At 35.6% G+C, this 22,688-nt stretch carries 18 protein-coding genes and 1 other RNA gene; 6 read left to right on the forward strand and 13 right to left on the reverse strand.

Annotation, left to right across the window (positions count from 1 at the left end):
* Nucleotides 1-42: 42 nt before the first annotated feature.
* The 7 genes from AC1DFT_RS05300 to AC1DFT_RS05330 all read right to left on the reverse strand — a co-directional run bounded on the left by AC1DFT_RS05300 (nt 43) and on the right by AC1DFT_RS05330 (nt 7,541).
* Nucleotides 43-1,317, reverse strand: a complete 1,275-nt coding sequence (locus AC1DFT_RS05300) for a TRAP transporter large permease (RefSeq protein ID WP_477918149.1) — start codon at nt 1,315-1,317, stop codon at nt 43-45.
* Nucleotides 1,318-1,812 (reverse strand): TRAP transporter small permease, encoded by a 495-nt coding sequence (locus tag AC1DFT_RS05305; RefSeq protein WP_477918150.1) that lies wholly within the window; start codon nt 1,810-1,812, stop codon nt 1,318-1,320.
* Nucleotides 1,813-2,050: 238 nt separating this feature from the next.
* The gene (gene dctP, locus AC1DFT_RS05310; RefSeq protein WP_477918151.1) at nt 2,051-3,073 is read right to left on the reverse strand and encodes a TRAP transporter substrate-binding protein DctP; all 1,023 of its coding nucleotides are present in this window, start codon (nt 3,071-3,073) and stop codon (nt 2,051-2,053) included.
* Between the two features lie 248 nt (nt 3,074-3,321).
* Entirely contained in the window at nt 3,322-4,287 is a 966-nt protein-coding gene (locus tag AC1DFT_RS05315; protein WP_477918152.1) for a transketolase family protein, read from the reverse strand.
* A complete protein-coding gene (locus tag AC1DFT_RS05320) occupies nt 4,287-5,129 on the reverse strand; it encodes a transketolase (protein WP_477918153.1) in 843 nt (280 codons plus the stop codon). The genes AC1DFT_RS05315 and AC1DFT_RS05320 overlap by 1 nt, the downstream gene beginning before the upstream one ends.
* 127 nt (nt 5,130-5,256) lie before the next feature.
* On the reverse strand, nt 5,257-6,471 hold the full coding sequence (locus AC1DFT_RS05325) for a diphosphate--fructose-6-phosphate 1-phosphotransferase (RefSeq protein ID WP_477918154.1): 1,215 nt from the start codon (nt 6,469-6,471) through the stop codon (nt 5,257-5,259).
* A 74-nt stretch (nt 6,472-6,545) separates the two neighbouring features.
* The gene (locus tag AC1DFT_RS05330) at nt 6,546-7,541 is read right to left on the reverse strand and encodes a LacI family DNA-binding transcriptional regulator (protein ID WP_477918155.1); all 996 of its coding nucleotides are present in this window, start codon (nt 7,539-7,541) and stop codon (nt 6,546-6,548) included.
* A 265-nt stretch (nt 7,542-7,806) separates the two neighbouring features.
* On the opposite strand from AC1DFT_RS05330, the gene AC1DFT_RS05335 reads away from it, so the two are divergent.
* The 4 genes from AC1DFT_RS05335 (at nt 7,807) to AC1DFT_RS05350 (ending at nt 12,670) form a co-directional block, all read left to right on the forward strand.
* Nucleotides 7,807-9,237, forward strand: a complete 1,431-nt coding sequence (locus AC1DFT_RS05335; protein WP_477918156.1) for an NAD-dependent succinate-semialdehyde dehydrogenase — start codon at nt 7,807-7,809, stop codon at nt 9,235-9,237.
* A 274-nt stretch (nt 9,238-9,511) separates the two neighbouring features.
* A complete protein-coding gene (locus AC1DFT_RS05340; RefSeq protein WP_477918157.1) occupies nt 9,512-10,513 on the forward strand; it encodes a zinc-dependent alcohol dehydrogenase in 1,002 nt (333 codons plus the stop codon).
* A 6-nt stretch (nt 10,514-10,519) separates the two neighbouring features.
* Complete coding sequence (locus tag AC1DFT_RS05345; protein ID WP_477918158.1) at nt 10,520-11,569, forward strand: NAD(P)-dependent alcohol dehydrogenase; 1,050 nt, start codon at nt 10,520-10,522, stop codon at nt 11,567-11,569.
* Between the two features lie 36 nt (nt 11,570-11,605).
* Nucleotides 11,606-12,670 carry a tartrate dehydrogenase gene (locus AC1DFT_RS05350; protein ID WP_477918159.1) on the forward strand — a complete coding sequence of 355 codons (1,065 nt, stop codon included), beginning with the start codon at nt 11,606-11,608 and terminating at the stop codon, nt 12,668-12,670.
* 230 nt (nt 12,671-12,900) lie between these two features.
* On the opposite strand, the gene ssrS is transcribed toward AC1DFT_RS05350, so the two are convergent.
* From ssrS to AC1DFT_RS05370, 4 genes are all read right to left on the reverse strand, one after another.
* Nucleotides 12,901-13,095, reverse strand: a non-coding RNA gene (ssrS, locus tag AC1DFT_RS05355) — 6S RNA.
* Nucleotides 13,096-13,162: 67 nt separating this feature from the next.
* Nucleotides 13,163-13,681 (reverse strand): YhcN/YlaJ family sporulation lipoprotein, encoded by a 519-nt coding sequence (locus AC1DFT_RS05360; protein WP_477918160.1) that lies wholly within the window; start codon nt 13,679-13,681, stop codon nt 13,163-13,165.
* 68 nt (nt 13,682-13,749) lie between these two features.
* Nucleotides 13,750-14,430, reverse strand: a complete 681-nt coding sequence (locus AC1DFT_RS05365) for a YqjF family protein (RefSeq protein ID WP_477918161.1) — start codon at nt 14,428-14,430, stop codon at nt 13,750-13,752.
* A 694-nt stretch (nt 14,431-15,124) separates the two neighbouring features.
* Complete coding sequence (locus AC1DFT_RS05370; protein ID WP_477918302.1) at nt 15,125-15,961, reverse strand: hypothetical protein; 837 nt, start codon at nt 15,959-15,961, stop codon at nt 15,125-15,127.
* Between the two features lie 971 nt (nt 15,962-16,932).
* Here AC1DFT_RS05370 and AC1DFT_RS05375 point away from each other — a divergent pair.
* Nucleotides 16,933-18,312, forward strand: a complete 1,380-nt coding sequence (locus AC1DFT_RS05375) for a C40 family peptidase (RefSeq protein ID WP_477918162.1) — start codon at nt 16,933-16,935, stop codon at nt 18,310-18,312.
* Between the two features lie 61 nt (nt 18,313-18,373).
* On the opposite strand, the gene AC1DFT_RS05380 is transcribed toward AC1DFT_RS05375, so the two are convergent.
* Together AC1DFT_RS05380 and AC1DFT_RS05385 are read right to left on the reverse strand one after the other, a co-directional pair.
* The gene (locus tag AC1DFT_RS05380) at nt 18,374-19,762 is read right to left on the reverse strand and encodes a UDP-N-acetylmuramoyl-tripeptide--D-alanyl-D-alanine ligase (protein ID WP_477918163.1); all 1,389 of its coding nucleotides are present in this window, start codon (nt 19,760-19,762) and stop codon (nt 18,374-18,376) included.
* A 116-nt stretch (nt 19,763-19,878) separates the two neighbouring features.
* Entirely contained in the window at nt 19,879-21,258 is a 1,380-nt protein-coding gene (locus tag AC1DFT_RS05385; protein WP_477918164.1) for a Mur ligase family protein, read from the reverse strand.
* A 154-nt stretch (nt 21,259-21,412) separates the two neighbouring features.
* Between AC1DFT_RS05385 and AC1DFT_RS05390 the strand changes: the two genes are divergently transcribed.
* Nucleotides 21,413-22,642, forward strand: a complete 1,230-nt coding sequence (locus tag AC1DFT_RS05390) for an ATP-grasp domain-containing protein (RefSeq protein ID WP_477918165.1) — start codon at nt 21,413-21,415, stop codon at nt 22,640-22,642.
* The last annotated feature ends 46 nt before the right edge of the window (nt 22,643-22,688 follow it).

The raw sequence follows: 22,688 nt of genomic DNA on the forward strand, positions 1-22,688 counted from the left end.
CCTCTTCATTCCTACCATCCTTCCAATATTAAGACCTTACTTTTATTCCAATAATGATGGTAACCAAGTAGATAAAATCGGAACATATGTAATGATGAGTACATCTAAAATCAATATTAAAATAAGTGGGATTGCATATCGGGCAATTCGCATAATACTAATATTGGTTAACTTGGAGACAACAAATAAATCAATTCCAACAGGAGGCGTTACTAATCCAATAGCTAAGTTACACACCATAATAACCCCAAAATGGACAGGATCAATTCCTAAGTTAACTGCAGTACCAAGCAATAATGGAACTAAAATTAGTATTGCGGCACCGCCCTCTAAGAACATACCTGCAATGAATAATAAAACGTTAACAAGGAATAAGAACGCATATTTACTTGTAACCAATGATGAAATCGATTCGTAGATCATATCTGGAACACTATTAATACCAATGAAAAATCCAAACAAACCTGCTGCACCAATTACTAACATAATAACGGAACTATTTACTGCACTATCTTTTAACACTTTTCCTAATTGTGGTAGAGTTATATCTCGATATATAAATATACCTACAACTAGTGAATACACAACGGCTACTACCGAAGCTTCCGTCGGTGTGAATATGCCAGTGTAAATTCCACCCAAAACAATCAGTGGCATTAAGATTGCCAATACAGCTTCTTTAAAAGCTTTTAGTATACTTGGGAAACTCTGTTTTTCTTCCCCTACATAACCATTTCTTTTTGCAATAATAATTGCACTAACTAATAAAGAAAAAGTAATTAGCATCCCAGGAACAATCCCAGCTATAAATAGGTCACCTATAGATACCTCTGCTGCAACGCCATAAAGAATCATAGCAATACTCGGCGGTATAATAATCCCTAAAGCACCAGCTACTGCTTGATTGGCTGCGGCATACTCAATTTTGTAGCCTTTAGCGATCATCGCCGGTATTAAAATGGAACCAATCGCAGCAGTAGTTGCAGCCCCCGATCCAGAAATTGCAGCAAAAAACATAGACGTTACAATAGCAACCATAGCAAGTCCACCTGAGAAGTGACCTACTAGAGAACTAGCAAAATTAACAAGTCTTTTAGACATACTACCAATACCCATAATGTTTCCAGCTAATATAAAGAATGGAATGGCCATTAGCGGAAATGAATTTAGTGAAACAAAAATTCTCTGAGGAACAATTTCCATTGGAAGGGTTTCATGAAGGGATATCCCCAAAACCGTTGACAATCCTAGTGATATTGCTATAGGTACTCCTAAAAACATAAGTACAAATAATGAAACAAAGAATGCAATTAACACTTATTTTCCCTCCTTCCCAATGATTTCTTCCACTATACAAGCTAAAGAATTTAATAGAAGCAATACACCACCAAGTGGTAACGCTAAATAAATATACTTCATAGATACACCTAATCCTGGTGCAAATTGATTACTAAAACTTTGTGCCATAGAAGAACCGTATTTGATTAAAATGAGAAAAAATACTATCGATATAACATGGATAGTTATAACAACAACCTTTTTAGATAAATTTTCTACTTTTTCTAATAAGATTTCTACTGCAATTAATTCATTTTTTCTTAGAGCAATAGAAGAACCAATTAAAATCATGAAAATCATCAAAAACCTAGATAGTTCTTCTGACCAAGATAAAGAAGAACCTACAACAAAACGAGAAAACACTTGCCAGAAAATAATTGCTGTCATTACAGCTAATAAAAGAGTTAATAAATAACCCATTACTTTGTTTAATCGATCTATAAAGCGTAAGTAAGTTCTTAAAACGGATTCCACAATTCACCACACTCCTTATGTACTCATAAAATAACCTCATCTACTGCTAATTAAATCGATTTCATAATTCAGTTTCGGATTATGAAACTAACTAAAAAATTTACACAAAAAATCACATACTATAAATGTAAGTGCTTTCAATTTTTAATAAAACTAATACTTTACATTGACTAAAATCGATTTACCTATAAGCGAGATCAAAATAATTTAATCCCGCTTAGGTAAAAGTTAGAACGTTTTAATAAGGTGTATTGCGAATTTTGTCTATTAGGTCTTCGCCAAGCTTTGGTGCCCATTTAGTATAAACACTTTCTGCACTAGCTTTAAATGACTCTTTATCAGGAGATGTAATTGTAATTCCTTCTGATTTTAAAAATTCAAATGCCTCTTCAACTTTTTGTTTGTTAAATTCTCTACCTTTTACTTCTGCTACTTCTGCTGCTTTTAATACAGCTGTTTGCTGCTCTTCAGTTAATCGATCGAATGTTGCTGTACTTATTGAAATTGGTGCTGCACTAAAGCGATCTTCAATTTCTGCTACATACTCTTGTACTTCGTAAATTTTAGAAGACTTAATAGTAGCTGCGGAGTTCGAATGTCCATCAATTACACCTTGTTGTAACCCTGTAAAAACTTCTGTCCACGCCATCGGTGTTGGCTCTGCACCATATGCTTTCCATGTATCAATTTGAATTTCATTTTCTTGAACACGAATTTTCATTTTCTTAACGTCTTCTACGCTATTGATGCTATTATTTGAGGTAGTTGCTACGAAACCGTTTTCAACCCAGCCTAAAATCTTTACATTTGTAGCTGTTTCAAACTTTCCACTTAATTCGTCACCAATTGTCCCATCTAACACACTATACACATGCTCTGTATTATCAAACAGAAATGGCAAGTCAAAAATATTAAATTCTGGAACCCAATTCCCCATAGGACCCGCAGATTGAATAGCCATATCTACGGAACCTAGGCCCATTAACTCAAATACCTCACGTTCGCCACCAAGGGAGTTGTTCCCATGAATTTTTACTGTCATTTGACCATCTGTTAATGTTTCTAATTCTTCTTTGAATGCCGTTGCCGTCAACCCGAATTTTGCATCTTCAGGTTCTGGAATACTTAAATCTAATATTATTTGATCACCATCATTCCCTGCTTCCCCTTTGCCCTGTTCCTTAGCTTCCCCCTCTTCAGAACTACAACCTGCCATAAAACCAACCATTAGAACGATCAGTAAAACTAAAAATTTCTTCATCCATATCCCCCCGTGTTTTGTGAAATAAAAATTATATCTTCAAACAGATAAATCTGTCTTAAAATAACTTCTTTAGACTTCAATCTAACGTTTATAGCACATTTTAAAAACAATTACACACATACTTTTTGAAATAACCGGACTATCCACCAATGAAAAATATTGTAAAAAAGAAATAATGTCTGATAAAAATTTTCACTTCCATATAATAAGTGAAGTTATAAAATTCAATTTTTATTTTCAATTAATCAGCTAGACAAACTATTTTTTCTCAAGTAAATTCGTTGTCCCGCTTCAACAATATATTTTGTAGAAATTTCATATTTTTCCAACAAAGCTTCATTACTAGCAGATTCTGAATTACGATCTTTCACACCTACAAATTCAATAGGAGTTGGTGCATTTGCTGCTAATATTTCTGCTATCGCACCACCTAAACCTCCATAAACGCTATGTTCCTCTACAGTAACAATTGCTTTCGTTTTTACAGCCATTTCGATAATTAGTTCTTGATCGATTGGTTTTATTGAAGGTAAATGAACTACCGCAGATGATATATTGTTTTCTTTTAATATTTTCGCGGCTTCAATAGCGCGACTTGTCGCAGTTCCAGTAGAGATAATCGTTAAGTCCGTTCCCTCTTTTAGAACAACTCCTTTATTTGGCTCAAAAACGTACGAATCATCGAATAGGATAGGATAGTTATCTCGAGCCAATCGAATATATACTGGTCCATCATATTGATTTGCCCATTCCATCATTTTGGCTGTTTCAACTGAATCTGCTGGTGCTAAAACCGTCATATTAGCTAAACTTCTAAAGATCGCAATATCCTCTAACGCTTGATGTGTTTTTCCTGTTACCCCTGTCAACAATCCGCTATAAGCACCAATCATTTTTACATTTAATTTTGGTTGAGCAATTTGCACTTGTATTTGATCTAAAGCACGCTTTGACATGAATGCAGCAAAGGTAACTGCCCATGGCTGAAGTCCAGTTGTTGCTAGACCGGCAGCAACACTTAACATATTTTGTTCTGCTATCCCCATCTGTAAAAACTTTTGTGGACATTCTTTCGCTACCTTTTCAATTTTAGTTGAAGTAGCCAAATCTCCGTCCAATACAAAAACTCTAGGATCGTTTACAGCTAGCTGATAAAGTGTTTCGCTAAAACTATCACGCATTGATGCCGTTTTAAGTTGAGAAGCTTGCATTATAAGTCACCACTTTCGTCTAATTCTTTTAATGCCAATGATAATTCTTCGTCTGTAGGAATTCTAGAATGCCATAAATAATTATTTTCCATAAAACTAATTCCTTTACCTTTTACTGTATCTGCAATAAGTATCGTCGGTTTTTGTTTTACAGACTTCGCCTGTCTAAAGCCTTCCAAAATATCTTTAAATGAGTGCCCATCTATTCGAATAACATTCCAACCAAAGGACTCCCATTTTTCTTCTACCAAGTCATTTGGAACAGCTCTTTCGGTATTTGTTCCTACCCAACCAAATTGTTGAAGTTTATTGTAATCTAAAATTACTACAAGATTATCTAACTCGTATTTTGAGGCTATAAATGCGGCTTCCCATACTTGCCCTTCTTGGGACTCACCATCACCAATCATGCAATAAGTTCTAAATGATTGATCTTGTACTTTCGCACCTAGTGCCATTCCAACCGCTGCCGAAATACCTTGACCTAGAGATCCTGTCGACATTTCAATACCAGGTAAAACTTTCATATCTGGATGACCTTGTAATCTTGAATTTAAAGAGTCAAAAGTATATAGTTCCTTTTGATCAAGATAACCTTTTTCTGCTAGTACAGCATATAAACCTATAGCTGAATGTCCCTTTGACAAAACAAAACGATCACGATCAACTTTATATGGATCATTTGGTTCAACATTCATTTCTTTAAAGTAAAGCGCTGTTAATACATCAATTGCAGATAGTGGACCTCCAATGTGACCAGCACCTGCATGATGAACAACCTTTAATAAACTTTTTCGAGCAGCTTTTGATTTTTCTTCTAACAATGTACTGTTACTTGACATATAAATCCTCCTCATTATCTCTAAAGAAAGCGCTTAACCAAATTAGGAAAAAAATAAATTCCATTACACGTTGAATTTTTTTACATCCTATTCATTTATAAGCTCAACCTCAAATCTCAACTAAATATCATAAAATACTGATATGCTGCTGTTCTAGGTCAAATTCAGGCATAAAGATATCACCTTTAACTAATGGGTTAATATAATCTAGAAAGCCTTCTTTCATTTCCTTTTTTTGCTCGTCGTACCAATGTACCGGAACTTTTTTCTCAATTCCAACGACTTTACTTAAAGGAACGGAACTATATACAACCTTATATTCTAATGTATTTAATCTAGAAAGCGTAACCATTACGTTGTTTCCGTTATTTAGCGCTACTTGCCATGCTTCGTACCCTAAATTGTATGCTTCGTTCACATCTGTTAAAGAAATGTATCTAGAACTACTTCGTTGCCAGATACTCGTGTCTATACAGCGAGTTCCAATATTTAAATTGTTGTCAATTTCGTCTTTTAAAAACCAGGATACCCCGCCCAACTTTGGTCTATTTAAACTATCAAGTTGTAATGTTTTTGATATAATGAGCTCATCCTGCTCATCTCTAATTCCCTCTGAAACAATTAGTAAAGTATGATAATTATTATTATAATTATGCTCAATAGCTTCTAGACAATTACTCAAACTAAACGGGCTCTCTGGGATATATATTAATTGTTTGCAATTTGAAGACTTCTGTTCCGCTAGAGAGCATGAAGCTGCCAGCCATCCTGTATTACGTCCCATCGTTTCCATAATCGTCACCTTTTTAGGCGACTCATAACTGACGATATCCAACGTAATATCTTCCGTACATGCTACTAAGAATTTTGCAGCACTCGCATATCCAGGAGAGTGATCAATTCTATCCAAATCATTATCTATAGATTTAGGAACACCGATAGTACAAAGTGGATAATTTAGTTCCATTGCGTAGATACTTATTTGCTCCGCAATATACATAGATCCATTCCCACCTATATAAAAACAATGGGTAATATTAAACGTTTCAAATACTTCGATTATTTTATGCAGATGAAATTCCTCTATTTTCAGACGACATGTTCCTAGCATAGCACCGGGAGTATATTTAACTGTCCTTAGTTTTTCTTTTGTCAAAGTATCCAAACGTACTAAAGAATTGTTCAGTAACCCTTTCAATCCACCCTTTGCTCCAAAAATTTTCATATTTGGGTTATTAAATTCCAAAATTCCCTCTACAATCCCTACCAAAGAACTGTTTATAACAGCTGTCGGCCCTCCAGATTGGATGATAATAGCATTTCCATTTAAAATAATAATCACCTCCACTCAAGTTAAGCGCTTAACCTTCCTGCAAATTAATATAAATCAATTTTTCCGAATTTTCAACTATAATTTTAAATTTTTTTTACACTGTCCCTTTCAATTAATTCCGTTTTTAGAATAATCGTGTGATTTTGAGTATCCCCATCTATTGCACTCATAAGTAAATTCACTGCTTCATTTGCTATCTTTTTTTTAGGTTGAGCAATAGTTGTTAAAGCCGGATTAATGATTTGAGCTATGAGAGTATCATCAAACCCCATCACAGATATATCATCTGGAACAACTAATCCCATTTTTTGACTTGCTTTAATAGCTCCTATCGCCATCATATCATTACAAGCAAAAATGGCTGTAGGAGCTATTTTTGATTCTTGCATTATCTGGTGCAAGCTATCAATTCCTGCTTGAATGGTCGATTCCTTTGCATAATAAACTTCCGATGGAATGGGTAAATGATGATCTTTCATTGCATCCGAGTAACCTCTAAACCTTTCTCTATTACTCCAAATATCCCTAGCAATAATCGAAATTCTTTGATGTCCTTGTTGAATTAAAAATGAAGTTGCTTGATACCCTGCTTCATAATCATGAATGGCTACTAAATTGACTGGTACATCAGGATAATTTCTAGCTACAATTACGACCGGTACTTTCTCATCCATTAATTTTTGAACCGTTTCAAAATGTTCAAAACCTGAAGCTAAAATAAAGCCATCCACATTTTTTTGCATCAATAAGGAAATATACATATCCTCTTTTTCTTTTAAATAATCTGTGCTACAAATTACAACATTATAATCATATTCATTGGCTTTATCTTCTATGTATCTAGCCAACTCTGAAAAGAATGGATTTGCTAAATCCGGAAGGATAAACCCTATCGTTCGAGTATTTTTCCCCATTAAAGCAGAGGCAATTAAACTTGGTCTGTAATCCAATTCTCTAATGATATCGTTCACCTTTTTTTTAGTCTTATCGCTTATTCGACCGGTATTATTAATAACTTTGGATACCGTAGCAATTGAGACATTGGCTGCCTTAGCAACATCGTAAATATTGACTTTCATAACAATTCTCCTCATAGATTAGTTTTAAAGCTTACCCTCCGTTTCACAGTTTAGTTCATTTGTTGAGTAAACGTAAATAATCTTTCCCCATAAACTTCGTAGAATAAGTTTCTATCTCTAATAGTTAGCCATAATAACATATTATACAAGTCAATCTTGTTAACATTTCATTCTTACAAATATTTTCACATTGACTTTTTTTCTTTTTACTATCTATAATCTTAATTAATCAATATATTTTAAATATTCAGAGGAGGAACTATTAATGACTATAAAAGGACATATGATTATTAATGGCGAAGCAGTTACAACCATTGATCAAATTGACGTTATAAACCCCGCTACACAAGAAACGGTCGGTAGCATACCAAACGGCAATGAAAAAGAAGCCTTATTGGCTACGGACGCTGCCTTTGCAGCATTGGAATTTTGGTCTGCATTAACTGCTGGTCAACGTTCAGAATTATTATATAAATGGTTTCATTTAGTCGATCAGAACAAGGAAATTATTGGGGAAATTATGACGAAAGAACAAGGTAAACCATTAGCAGAAGCAATTGGTGAAGTCGATTATGCAAATAGCTTTATTTCCTGGTATGCAGAGGAAGGAAAACGTATTTATGGTCAAACACTTCCGTCTTCAAGTGTGGTTAAGCGCTTACTCGTAACAAAACAACCAGTTGGGGTGATTGCAGCTATTACGCCATGGAATTTTCCAGCTGCAATGATTACACGAAAAGTAGCGCCGGCACTAGCAGCAGGATGTACAGCAGTAATAAAACCAGCTTCTTTAACACCGTTAACTGCAATAAAACTAATTGAATTAGCACATGAAGCAGGTATCCCAAAAGGCGTACTTAATCTAGTAACTGGTAACTCAAGTGCAATCGTTGGTGAATGGATGAATGATAGTAGAATCCGTAAAATTACATTTACCGGTTCTACAGAAGTTGGAAAAAAGTTAATGGCTCAAGCTTCCCATAATGTAAAAAAATTATCATTAGAGCTTGGCGGGCACGCGCCTTTTATCGTTACAGAAAACGCAAATTTGAAATTAGCTGCTGAACATTTGATTAAATCGAAGTTTCGAAATGCTGGTCAAACATGCGTATGTGCTAATCGTATTTATGTTCACGAAAGTGTTGACCAAGAATTTACTAATATTTTTAAAGATGAAGTACAGAAGCTGAAAGTCGGTAATGGTATGGAAGAAGGTATCCATATTGGACCTTTAATTGACCAAAATGCAGTCGATAAAGTGAAATCCCAGTTAGCAGATGCTGTGAATAAAGGCGCTAAAATTATTACTGGTGGCGAAGAAATTACAAATTCAAACGGTTTCTTCTTAACGCCAACTGTCTTGGTTAATGTAACCGACGACATGGAATGTATGTATGAAGAAACATTTGGTCCCCTTGCCCCAATTACAACATATAAAACAGTAGATGAAGTGATTAGACGAGCAAATGATACGCCATTTGGTTTAGCTGCCTATGTATTTTCTGAAAAACTTTCCGAAGCAATCCATATTTCCGAGAAATTAGAATATGGAATTGTTGGACTAAATGATGGTGTACCTTCTACAGCACAAGCCCCATTTGGTGGATTTAAAGAAAGTGGATTAGGTCGTGAAGGTGGACTTTGGGGGATTGAGGAATTTTTAGAAGTAAAATTCATTTCAATTGGAATGGAATAAATAAACATTACTAGTCTTTTGGCGTGTCTTGTTAATGAGTGCCTTGTGGGTGCGGTATAGGAATAGTGCTTAACAAGTAGTGACCACAAAGATTTTCGCTGTTGGAGAAAATCCTTGTGGTCGCTTCATAAAGCCTCTTTAGTGCGTTTTATCCTTAAGTACCGGCATACCATCTACTTATAACTTCCTAAAAGATAAAAAAACATTTTACGAGGAGTGGATCTATATTAAAGCGCTACAAAAAACAAAACCAGGTGTTGGAAATATTGAAATTGTGACCATTGAAGAACCTGTATGTAAAACTGACCAAGTGAAAATAGAAGTTGCTTACACCGGAATTTGTGGAACAGATTTACATATATTTCATGATACATTTAAAAGTTATCCACCAGTCGTTTTAGGTCATGAATGTTCGGGAGTAGTAGTTGAAACTGGTCCTGATGTAACTAATGTGGTTGTCGGTGATCGTGTGGCAGTGTTGGGATCCACTCAGCGTACTTGCGGAACATGTATTCATTGTAAAACGGGTTATTATATGTTTTGTAAGCACYGCCGTGGCATGGGACATGGTGTAAATGGGAGTTTCACCAAATATTTAACAATAGAAGAACATGTTGTCTATAAATTACCTGACCATGTATCTCTTCAAGAAGGGGCATTAGCAGAACCTTTAGCTTGTGGAGTCCAAGCAATTGAAGAATTAACAGATATCAAGAGTGGCGATGTGGTCTTATTGTCTGGACCGGGTCCAATTGGGCTTATTTGTCTGTCTTTATTAGCTTTGAAGGGTTGCAAGATACTTGTTACAGGTACGGATGTTGATGTGCAACGTTTAGAAATTGCCCAGGAATTAGGAGCAGATAGAATTATTAATGTCCAACAAGAAAATTTATCAGAGATTGTTGCATTAGAAACAAATGGTTTAGGAGTAGACATTACGGTAGATTGCACGGGTGTTCCTATCGCGATCAATGAATGCTTTAAACAACTAAAAAATCGTGGAAAACATATCCAAGTCGGAATAGCCGGCCAAGCCTTTACGATGGATTACGATCTTATCTTATACAAACAATTACAAGTATATGGATCTCTCGCTCATTCTTATGAAACATGGGAAAGAGTAATAAAATTATACGAGCAAAATAAAATTAACTTGAAACCAATTATTACGCATACGATGCTTTTAGAAGAATGGGATTCTGCATTCCAACTATGTGAAGAAAAAAAATGCGGAAAGGTTCTACTTAAGTATGAAAATAAACCAATATTGGGGTGATATGAATTGAGCACGTTAGAAATGAAAGTCGCAAATTTAGTAGAAATATCTAAAGTGGAAGTTGGTTATGAAGAAATCCCATCTATCTCTCCTAATGAAGTATTAATAAAGATAAATGCCGTTGGTGTTTGCGGGTCTGATATTCATTATTATAAACACGGGCATATCGGAAAAAGAACCGTACAATACCCCCATATTCAAGGTCATGAATGTGCAGGAACTATAGTCAAAATTGGTAGCGAAGTAACTAAGTTTTCGATTGGTGATAGAGTCGCTGTGGAACCAGGTGTTCCATGTCGAATATGCGAAAAATGCAGAAGCGGGAAATATAACCTTTGTGATAAAGTAATATTTTTATCTACTCCTCCTTATAAGGGAGCATTGCGACAATATATCAGCCATCCAGAAGATTATGTATTTTTGATACCCGATTCTTTAACTTTTGAAGAGGCTACTTTAGCAGAACCCCTCTCTGTAGGTATTCATGCCTTAAATCGCGCAAACTTAAAACCTGGAATGAAAGTCTTAATAATGGGCATGGGACCAGTTGGGTTAATGGCAGTTGCAGCGACAAGTTATTTTAATGCAGAAGAAATAGCAGTAACAGATATTGTCAAACATAAGCTAGAAGTAGCAAAAAGTTTGGGGGCTACTCAAACGATTGAAGTAGCAAAACAAGAAATAGCAGAAGACTATTTTGATTTGGTACTTGAAACTTCGGGAGCAGAACAAGCGCTTGCCACAGCTATCACCTCTCTTAAAAAAGGCGGTAAATTAGTTAGCATTGGGTTTCCACACCAACAAAACGTTACGTTAGATTTAACGACTATGTTACAAAAGGAAATCGATTTGTTAACTGTTTATAGATATGCCAATACATTTCCGTTAGCCATAAATATATTAACTGAATTAAAAGATGTTATTGGAAATATTATTACATCTACTTATGTTCTTGATGATATTAGTGCTGCGATGGAAAAGGCTTGTGAAACACAATTAGATACAATAAAGGTTATTGTATACCCTCATCTACCTAAAGATGGGCGTTCATTATGAAAATATCAATCTCCATTAAAAGGAAGAGGTTTTTAAATGAAAACTTATAAAATCGCTACAATACCAGGTGACGGTATTGGAAAAGAAGTAGTACCTGAAGCAATGCGAGTACTGGATACTTTAGCGGAATTAGATGGTAATTTAAAATTCGAATGGGAAATACTACCTTGGGGTTGTGATTACTATTTAGAAAATGGCGAGATGATGCCTAAAAATGGTCTCCAAATTCTAAAAAATTTCGATCAAATTTTTCTGGGGTCAGTGGGTATGCCTGAACTAGTTCCTGATCATATTTCACTTTGGGGATTACTCATAAAAATTAGAAGAGGACTTAAACAAACTATTAATATCCGCCCTGCAAAACTATTAAAAGGACTTGATTCACCATTAAAAAATCCTGGAGAATTCGATATTATTGTTGTACGTGAAAATTCTGAAGGGGAGTACTCAGATAGCGGTGGTAGAATTCACTCAGACGCGGATGAAATAGCCATTCAAAATGCTGTTTTCACTCGGAAAGGCACAGAAAGAGCAATGCGTTACGCATGTGATTTATCCAATCAAAGAAGTAAAAAAGTGACGAGCGCAACAAAATCAAACGGCCTTTCTCATAGTATGCCTTTTTGGGACGATGTTTTCCATGATGTCGTAGCCAACTATCCACAGCTAGATCAAAATAGTGTTCATATCGATGCGATGGCAGCATATATGATTATGAAGCCTTCCAAGTTTGATGTGATCGTGGCTTCCAATTTGTTCGGTGACATTTTGACAGATATTGGTGGAGCAATTATGGGAAGCATCGGCATTGCACCAGCAGCTAATCTTAACGTAACTAATGAATTTCCTTCCATGTTTGAACCAGTGCATGGTTCTGCTCCTGATATAGCTGGTTTAGGGGTCGCTAACCCATTAGGCCAAATTTGGACCGGAAAACTAATGTTAGATTATCTAGGATATACTAGACTAGGTGATCATTTACTTGAAGCAATAGAGTATAGCTTAGTGCAAGGCGTCAAAACGCGTGATTTAAAAGGTCGAGCTACTACAAAAGAAGTTACTGATACAATTATTCACTATTTAAAAACTAAAGTAGGGTAAGTTGGTAACTGTTTATTTCTAAACTCTGCATACTGTAACATATAAAAAATGTCGAAGGTTAACTTTTCGACACTTTTTTATTTTCAGTTCATTGCCATTAATAAACTATTTGATTGTATTGAATGTACGACTTATTTCAAGAAAAATTATATAGATTCTCCCCTTCAAAAAAAACACCCCAACCATTTCTGGAAGGAGTGCTCTATAAACCTTGCTATAATAATCTTTTTAAATAAGCCGCCTTTGCCGTACTTTAATAAGAAAGTTTTAAACCACCACTCCTCAAAGTGGGTGTTCGCAAAAGCTATCTTGCACGTCCTTATTGTCAAAAGAGAATAAGGCTTGTCATTCCAGCTTCTATATAAAACTCCCTGTTACAGCATAAAGGTTAAAACTTAATATCCATACGTACAATGCAGCTTGTATTTATATAGTATACCTATTTAAAATTAAAATCAACGGTAATGATTACCACCACATTTCGTTACCTAGTTAGTGTGCATCAGGAAATACTCTTTTTACTGTATCGGAAAACTCTTTAAAAAAACCTTCTACTGGTTCATTTGCTCTGATTTTCTCGCCGTATTCATTGAATTGCTTTGAGAAGTCCGGATTCGTTGTTACATACACATTGTTAAAGGTTCCGTTTGTCGCTCTAGCTTCATCGGCAATTTTTGTTTCCAATTCTTCACTCGCGTTTACTCCATCTTTCAAATCAACAGCGACATATGCGTTGTTATCTGTTACGAATACATTGGCACTTTTTACTTCTTCCATTCCTGTGATTTTGTCAGCAACATCATCAGCTAATTCAACTTTATGACCCTCGTTACCATTTGCGTCGTCATTTGTGGCAGTTTCATCCGTCGTTGTGTCCGTGCCAGTGCCCGTTGCATTATCCGTAGTAGTTGCGCTATTGTTAGCCACATCATCGTCTTTTTTATTTGTTCCACACGCTGCTAATGATCCAACAAGAAGCATGATCATAGAAATTTGAAGCAATTTATTCATCTTAAATCCTCCTTTAATATCTTACTACTCGAAAGTAGTATGCGTTTGTTTTTTACTATTTATTCATTTTAGTTTTCTAAAACTGGAGGATAAAATCTTGCCTTTTTAAGTCTAGAATAATGAGCGAGTGGGCGTTTTACCTTGTAATTATCCGAAATATAAGGCGCCATTGTATTTTCGTATACTAGGCCAGTTACTTTTTGCAGTCTCCAAGGTGAATGGCTTATATCAACGCGAAATAGCCGTCCTTTCGTTTTCGTCCATAAACAATATCTTTCTGTGAGCCATGTGTTGAGCTGAGTATTTTCCATATATCCCGCTGCCGATTCAAATGTAGTAAGGAGATTTTCATTATCATATTTGCTATAAATTGAAAATGTTTTTTTATGTTTTTTAAAATTTATTTCCGCATTTCGATATGGTAAAAAGTTACCTAAAGTCGCCAGTTTTACTATGAAAGGATGATTCGCATCTAAACTGAAGAAATGGACACCAGCTATTCCTTTGTAAGTAACATATGTACGAACATTAAGTTCCAAAAACTTACGTGATCCAGGTAATGGTGGTATGCATCTAGGACGATTTCCTTTCACTTGGAAAAATACTATGCCAATCCATGCCTTGCCTTCATATAAGTCGAGTTCTAGTTCGGCAGGGATGTGTTGACGTATTTGTTCGGGTGAAACAGGCCAATGAAGAAACAATACATGATGCCATTCCTGCGTCACAATCCATGGTTTTTTCCACATAAAGTTATTCCTTTCCTTAAAGATAATAAGTTTTATAGTTCCCCATTTCCAATCGTTCAAACAAAACAAATTTGTTTTGAATAAAATGAAAAAAAGCGCTAGAGCTACCTGTCTTCGGCAATATTTAGCAAATAGGAACGATGAATGGAATGACGCAACTCCTACTTAAGGTATCCGCTATGAACACGACAAACAGGGCTAGCAGATGCTAGCCCGGCGATTTCGGTGCATATTATTCCTATAATATGCACCGAAATCATAGTAGTCTCACTTCAAGTAAACTTGTTATATTAAGAATTAGTTGCTTTCATAGGCAATTTGGTTGCTCTCGTGCTGATTTGGTTGCTTTCAAGCTAGTAATGATTGCTTTCAATGATCGTTTGGTTGCTCTAAGCCATTTATTGGATTTCCTCCATTGAAAAACTGGATAAAACTTTGTCTTTTTAGCAGACCGGCACTGATAATTGTGCAATTTCCATTGATTTTCGCTGCATGTAGCGAAAATCCCAGCGAACACTTTATTCAACTCACTACGACGCACTGTCCCTGTGTCACGTACAATATAAAGAATGCCATGCCATACCTTACGTTACTTGAAAAAGATATCCACATATCTAAATTTTTATAGTTTCCTAAGCTACGAAAAAAACCCCTCCATCCAAGAAAAGGGGCTAATTTTCAATTACCTATTCAACTAAGTATTTAAATCCTTACCAAAAATAGACACAGTCTGCCGATTGACTACAAATTCCCGTCCGTTCCATTTCCATTCATTTTGCACAAATCCCAGTCCATCCGCGTGGTATCGGCCAGCCACTTCTTGATAGGAAAGAAGCTCATACGTACCGTCCCTTGCATAATCTATGGGATATAAGCCGCTTATTGGATCTACCCATCCTTCTATCGGTTCTTTCAGCTTACCATCTTTATTATAAATTTCCGAAAGATACCCTTCCCCTTTATATGTTAAATCCAATGTGTATTCCTTTTGGGGATTCGAGCTAGTTACCGTTGCTTTATAATGGTCTCGATAATGTACTTCATATTTCGAATGCTCATTGTATACATCCGTATCAAATATTTGTTTCATTTTCCCATCCAAAAATGCGAAAACATAGGCGTAAACTGTTCCGCCACTTCCCCCAGTATCAATCACTATTTGTATATCATCTACATGATTTCCCGTAAAATCACCAAGAAAAATGGTTGGATTATATCCCATATTTTCTTTTAAAGAGATTCTTTCATACATATTCGTATTCCCATTCAGTATAACGAGCGTAATATTTCTCCAAAACGGACTTCCCTCGGTCTTTTCTCCGGTAAGATAGACAGTATCCTGAGCGCCATCACCTGTCACGTCCCCCATCGCCCAATCTATTACAACTTGGTTATGTGGATTTGTTGTTCCTTGATGATTTAATATTTTTTGTCTTTTTTCTGTAAGCACTTCTTTTGATGGGTAAGGAGACGGAAAAGTTAAAGCTTTATCAATAGAAACTAGAGCTTGATCCAAATCTCCCGCTTTCATTTGCGCATCTGCCAAGTAGTACCAATAATAAGAGAAATCATTTGTTTTCAATAAGTTTTCATAGTAGGCTGCTACTTTTTTAAAGTAATAAGGATAGACGTCTTTTGCCTGCACAAGACCGCTTTTATCCAAACGATAAACTTCTACTTTATACGCTTCACCAGTATCATGCGTCCAAATAGCCAGTTCATACTTGCCGTCTTTGTCCATATCTTCTGCTTCCAACTTACTGTAAACAATATCGTTGGTTGGTAACCAGACAAAACCATCCTTTGTCCATTGCAATAAATTCAATTGTGACCACATACTACCTTGTTGCCACCCGATAATCAGCGTATTTACACCAGTGTCTGTAAGTGGGACAGCTAACAAATCTGATATCCCATAACCGCTTCCACTTATCATAATTAGCGGCTGCCACTGATTGTTTCTGTTTTTCAAAATCAACATATAGTTTTTCTCTTGATACCGAAATGCACCTATTAACTCATCCACATGGTCTCCATCAATATCCGCTACTATTACTGCCGCTTTCTTATCAGGCAGCTGCAATTCCAATACCTTTGCAGTTGGCGGTAAAAATTGCTTAAACATATTTATATAATCGTTCATCATACACCCCTTCCCAACATCATATGCAAAGAGTATGGGGAGATATCGCGTACTAGTTTAAAAATGATCTGTACGCCCTGACCAAATGCCTTCTTTCACTTTTTTCACCAAGCTCCCCACCCTTTCTGATGTTAGGAAATTGATATGTTATCAAACTACATGCACTATTTCTTACGCTCATTTTATACATGTTTGAAACATTTGTAATCAAACTGTAAAATATCCAAGCAAACCCTTTATTAGCAAGGCTTTACCCCATGTTGCATTGGCTTGTGGAATAATCTACCTAGAAGTAGCTATACTTTTACATGCTAAAATCAGTGCAGTGAAAGCCACATAAAAAATTCAGGAGGTACATGATGAAAAAAAAATTCGTCACAACTACATTATCAGTCGTAATCGGTTTTAGTGCATTAGGGGTTTCTCCTACTGTTTTTCATCCAATAGAGGCCTCAGCTGCAACTATTAATAGTCAAAATAACCAACAAGCAGTAGAAGCAAAGGCTGATCAATTAATTCAAACAGCAAAAAGTTTAATCGGTAAAGCTACTTACAGCAATACAGAGTACAAACCCACTTTTCCTTATAAATTTTCATGTGCAACCTTCCTTATGTACATTTTCGAACAAAATGGTGTAGATCTTGCAACTTATAATGAAGACTATATGATGCAACAAGGAACTGCTGTTGCTAAAGACCAACTACAAAAAGGTGACTTACTATTCTTCGATAGTAAAGGTGGGAATATTCCTAACCACGTCGGTATGTACATCGGGGACAATAAAATTATACAAATGGCTGATCCTACACAAAAAATTGTCATTACAGACCTAGATAGCAAGCCGTATTATAAAGATAGCTATATAACAGCAAGAAGAGTTCTACCAACGCTTATGTCATCCAATCCAGCAACTAAAGGCGATAAAATTGTCGAAAAAGCCTATAGTTTAATAGATAAAGCAACAATGGGTAGCGTCAATAATGAATCATCATTACGTTTTACTGCTACTGGATTCATCGACTATGTGTATAAAACAAATGATATCAAATTAGGCACAACAAATATAAAAGATTTGATGAATAAAGGCACAACTGTTTCCAAAGCTAACCTAAAAAAAGGTGATTTAGTTTTCTTTAACGGTACGAAGGGATCCAATACGCCAACTATGGTAGCAATATACGCAGGGGATCATCGAATTATTATTCCAAATTCAAATGGGATTTTAACAAGAGTTTTATTTGTCGATTATTATGAACAACATTATATTACTGCAAAACGTGTACTTACAGAAGGTGCATCACCATCAATAAAAGCACCAGAAACGAGCGCATCGCCATCAATAAAAGCGCCAGAAACAAGTGCATTACCAGCAGATAAAGTAATCAATCTTGCCTCTAGTTTAATCGGAAAGGCGACATTCGCATACGGATACGATGAAAATTCTTTATCATTTACTAGTGCTGGATTTACTTACTATGTGTTTGATCAACAGGGAATTGATTTAAAAAGTAAAATGGCTAGCCAACAAGCTCAAGTAGGCAGTGCCGTACAAAAGAGTAATTTGCAAAAAGGGGATCTTATTTTCTTCACTAATGGAGGAACTAAAATTACTGAATCTGCGATTTATATTGGAGACAATCAATATATTCGCATGCAAACTAATGGTAGTGTTGTAAAAGAAAACTTAAACTCTACTTGGGCTAATAATAATTATAAAATGGCTCGTCGCATTCTTTAAGATAAGGCTTTTCAAAAAGAAGCATTCAACGCATATTGCGTGAATGCTTCTTTTTATTCAATCAATCATCTTCTTTCAAACTGTCGGCAAAATCAATCATTGCTCGGCTTGACATTGGACCTTTTATCAGTAAAATCGAGTTTCTGTCAAGAATCGGTTTTAAAACATCCATGACACCATTGACATCTTTAAATATATGGACCGTTGCCTTTGTCCCGTCTTCCTTTGCTTGATTTGCTATTTCCTCTGCTTTGCTGCCTATTGTAATAAGTGTATGAATGTTTCTTTTCGCAACCATACTTCCTATTTCACGATGATACTTCTTTTCAAAATTTCCTAATCGCTTAATATCGCCAAGTACAAGGATGACATTTTTCCCCTGCCCAATGGAATCCAGTACCTTTAATGCAGCTTCGACTGATGTAGGATTATTTGTCCAAGTATCATCTATAATAGTACTTCCACCTTTTCCACTTGAAAACTCTAGGTGTCTTGTCATATTTTTATAGGTCGCTATACGTGAAATGGCTTCATTCATATCCATTCCCATTTCATTTACAGCTGCAATTGCGGAAAGTGCGTTATACACTTGATGTTCTCCATAACCCGGAACAAAAGCGTTATATTTTTTATTTGAAAAATGAATTTGAAACTTCATCCCGTTTTTTTCTATCTTAATGTTAGAAGCACGAAAATGAGATTTATTACTAACTCCAAAATATATTATCTTTCCCTTAAATGAATGCAAAGGAATTTTTTTAGTATTAGCATCATCCGCATTTAAAATTAATGTGCCGTTTTGCTTTATACCATCCACTATTTCTGACTTTGCTTTTATATATCCTGCTAGGTTTCCGCAACCATCGAGATGATGAACGCCGATATTTGTAATAATTCCTATTGTCGGCTGATAAATCATACATTGATGTTTAATATTCCCCGTGTTTCCTAATCCAAGTTCAAAAACAGCCGCTTTTGTATCTTCATCAATGCCAGTTAAATACGGAAAAGATTGACGCGGTTCATTTTTACTGCTAATAGATGCTTGGATATTCCAATCTTTACTTAAAATATGTTTAATCATTTCCTTTGTAGTTGTTTTTCCGCATGTACCCGTTATTGCAACTACTGGTATTTGAAAAAGATTTCGATAATAATCCATGAACTTCCAATAAGCTAGCACGATATTTTTTACACTGATGACGGTAGTATCCGACAAAGCATTTTTTAATTCTGTGGTAGGCTTATCTGAAATCACAAGGGAAGGTCCCTTATTATTAATTTCATGCCAGTTAATAGAATCATTTCTGTCTACAAACATTAGCGAATTTCTCTTAGTGAGCTCATGTCGATTATAGTAAATCGCATTATTCACATTCCAAAATTCATTTCCACTAATTAGTTCACCCTGCAACAATTTTCGGATTTCTCTCACACGTAAAGGTTTCATTATTCCCCCTCCTTCCCTTATATAACATGAAGAGTAACTTTATTTTTTTCTATTAAACATGGATGATATGTCACGAGACTTCACACTTATTCCTAATGTTTGTCCATCTCCAAAAATTAATCTTTCCTCCTTAATTTTGAAGCTATTTCATGTATTGATTTACTGTACATATCACCTTTTATCAGAACAACTGTATTGGAGTCCACAATATGCTTTAATAAGTCCATAACGAGAAACTCATTCCTGAATGTATATACCGGAGAGCTAAAACCTTTTTTTACTGCGTACTCAGCCATTATGCTCGCATGCTTTCCAATCGTAACGAGCACATCCACTCCTGTCTGATAGATTAGTTCTCCCGCTTGTTCATGAATAGTGTAGCCCCAAGAACCCAAATCTGTTATTGTTCCTATAATTGCCATCTTTTTTTTGCCTTTTCCAATTTCGGTTAATACTTTTAATGCAGCTTCCAATGATGTCGTTGTAATACTCCATGTATCATCAATAATCACAGAATCGTTTATACCATCAATCACTTCAAGTTGCTTTTCAAATTTCTCAAATGTTTTCAAACGAATTGCAGCCTCCGGAATATTTACTCCCATTTCATAAACAGCCGCTATAGCTGCAAGAGCGTTATACACTTGATGTACTCCTAGCCCAGGCACGAACATTTGATAATCTCTTTTCTTATGCCTAACACTAAATTGCATGCCGTCCTGACCGTACTCAATATTACGCGCTCGAAAATGGCAATTCCTATGAGTTCCAACTTTTATAATGTTCCCTCGAAAACTGGTCATATCAATTTTACTTGTATTGCTATCATCCCTATTAATGATTAATGTACCTGTCGGATTAACGATTTGAAGCATTTCACCTTTCGCTTCAATATAGCCTTCTAGCGTTTTGCAATAATTGAGGTGATGTGCTCCTATATTTGTAATGATTCCGATTGTAGGTTTGAAATATTCCCCTGCATTTAATACATCCCCTGGAGAACCAACAGCTGTTTCAAAAATAGCAGCTTCGGTATCCCCTTCTATGTTCAATAGATATTGCAAGTTTGCTGTTCTAGAATTACTAGTAAGACTTGTAGCAGTAACTTTTCTATCCGCTGAAAGAATATGCTTAATCATTTCTTTTGTTGTTGTTTTTCCTGAAGTTCCCGTAACGGCTACAACAGGGATTTGAAATTGGCTTCGGTAGTAACGTACAAATTTCCAATATGCTTCGTCAACATTAGTTACTTGAATGATTGTTACATTCTCAGGGATTTCATCTGGACGATATTTCCACTCCGTTGCGATCACTAAAGGAAAGAAGTTTTCCAAGCCTTTCCAACCGATAATTCTGATACTTGTAAAAAGGATTGTATTTTGCTTTTTCACTTGTTTTAACCGATACGCTCCATGATTGACTGTTACTTCATCAGACCCTTTAACCAACTCACCGGAAATTATTTTTCTTATAAAGCCGACTGGATGGGGTTTCATTTTATATTCACACTCCCTTCATATACATAATATGTTTTTTTATATGTTGTTGACTGTATAAATGACACATAATTACGTGATACATAACTACCTCAAAGTTAGAGCATGTCATACATATAAAAAGAAACGTATTTAACAAAGTTTTTAGGAGAGAGTGAGTCGTTTGAAAGCAATTATTTTTATAAATACAAATAAATCTGGATCCAGCAGGGAAGCGATTAAAGCAGCTGAGCATTTGGGATACTTTACTGTTCTTTTCACTAGCAATGAAAAGCAAATCCAGCAAAGAGAGGAGTACACAGATATCCACAAAATGGTTTCTGTAAATACGAACAATCTGGATAATATGAGAGAGGAAATTTTCAAGTTACAGGCAACAGGTGTCGATATTAAAACGATAGTCAGTTTTATTGATTCATTTGTTCATACTGCATCCATTCTTTGTGATGAATTTTGCCACAATTATGTTTCGTCGAAAGCCATTGAAATAATGGAAAACAAAGAGAAAACACGGCTATCTTTGAGAAATCAACCTTATTCCCCTAAGTTCCTCTTGATCAGACCAAACGAGTCGTTCCCTATGAACACGATATGTGAACAGCTCCATTTTCCAATCATTATAAAGTCCTCAAACTCAACAGGATCTAAAGACGTGCTTTTAGCTAGAGGAAAAGAACAATTAAAAAAATACTTTGAGAATCTTCGGATTAAGGACCCGTATAATAGAATAATGGTGGAAGAATATATAGAAGGAGATCAATATTTAGTTGAGGCACTCATTCATAAACAAAAAGCACATATCGTAGGAATTATTGAACAAGAAGTCACAAAGAACAAGCGATTCATTATTACAGGTTATGGTGTGCTCGCTAATGTTCCTTTATCGATTAGAACAGAGATTGAACAGGTTCTTCAGTCCATTATTACAGAACTCGGGATTGAAAACGGTGCCTTACATTTGGAAATCCGTTTATCTGAAAATGGTTGGAAACTCATTGAGATTAACCCAAGGATTTCCGGAGGTGCCATGAACAAAATGATTCAAGCGGCATTTGGATTTAGTTTAGTCGAAGAGACATTAAAATTGTTTTTAGGGGAAAGTCCTGATTTATTACCGAAACATAAGACATATGTATTTACGAAATACGTTATTGTCACGACGAAAGGAATATTAGAAAAAGTAACTGGGAGAGGAAGGGCTAAAAGGTTTCCTGGAGTAGTAGAAGTTTACGTGAAGCCTAGAAAAGGAACGCTTTTAACCCCTCCGACGTCAATGGGTCATAGATACGCTTATGTAATTGCAACTGGTAATAGTTTGGAAGAAGCTAAAAACCAAGCAAATGCCGCAGCAAAGGAAATTACTTTCCACTTAAAAGGGGAATGACACCTAGAACACCTTATAGGTGCTCTTTTTTATCTATTTTAGTTAA

Source organism: Psychrobacillus sp. 05T411, from assembly GCF_056396485.1.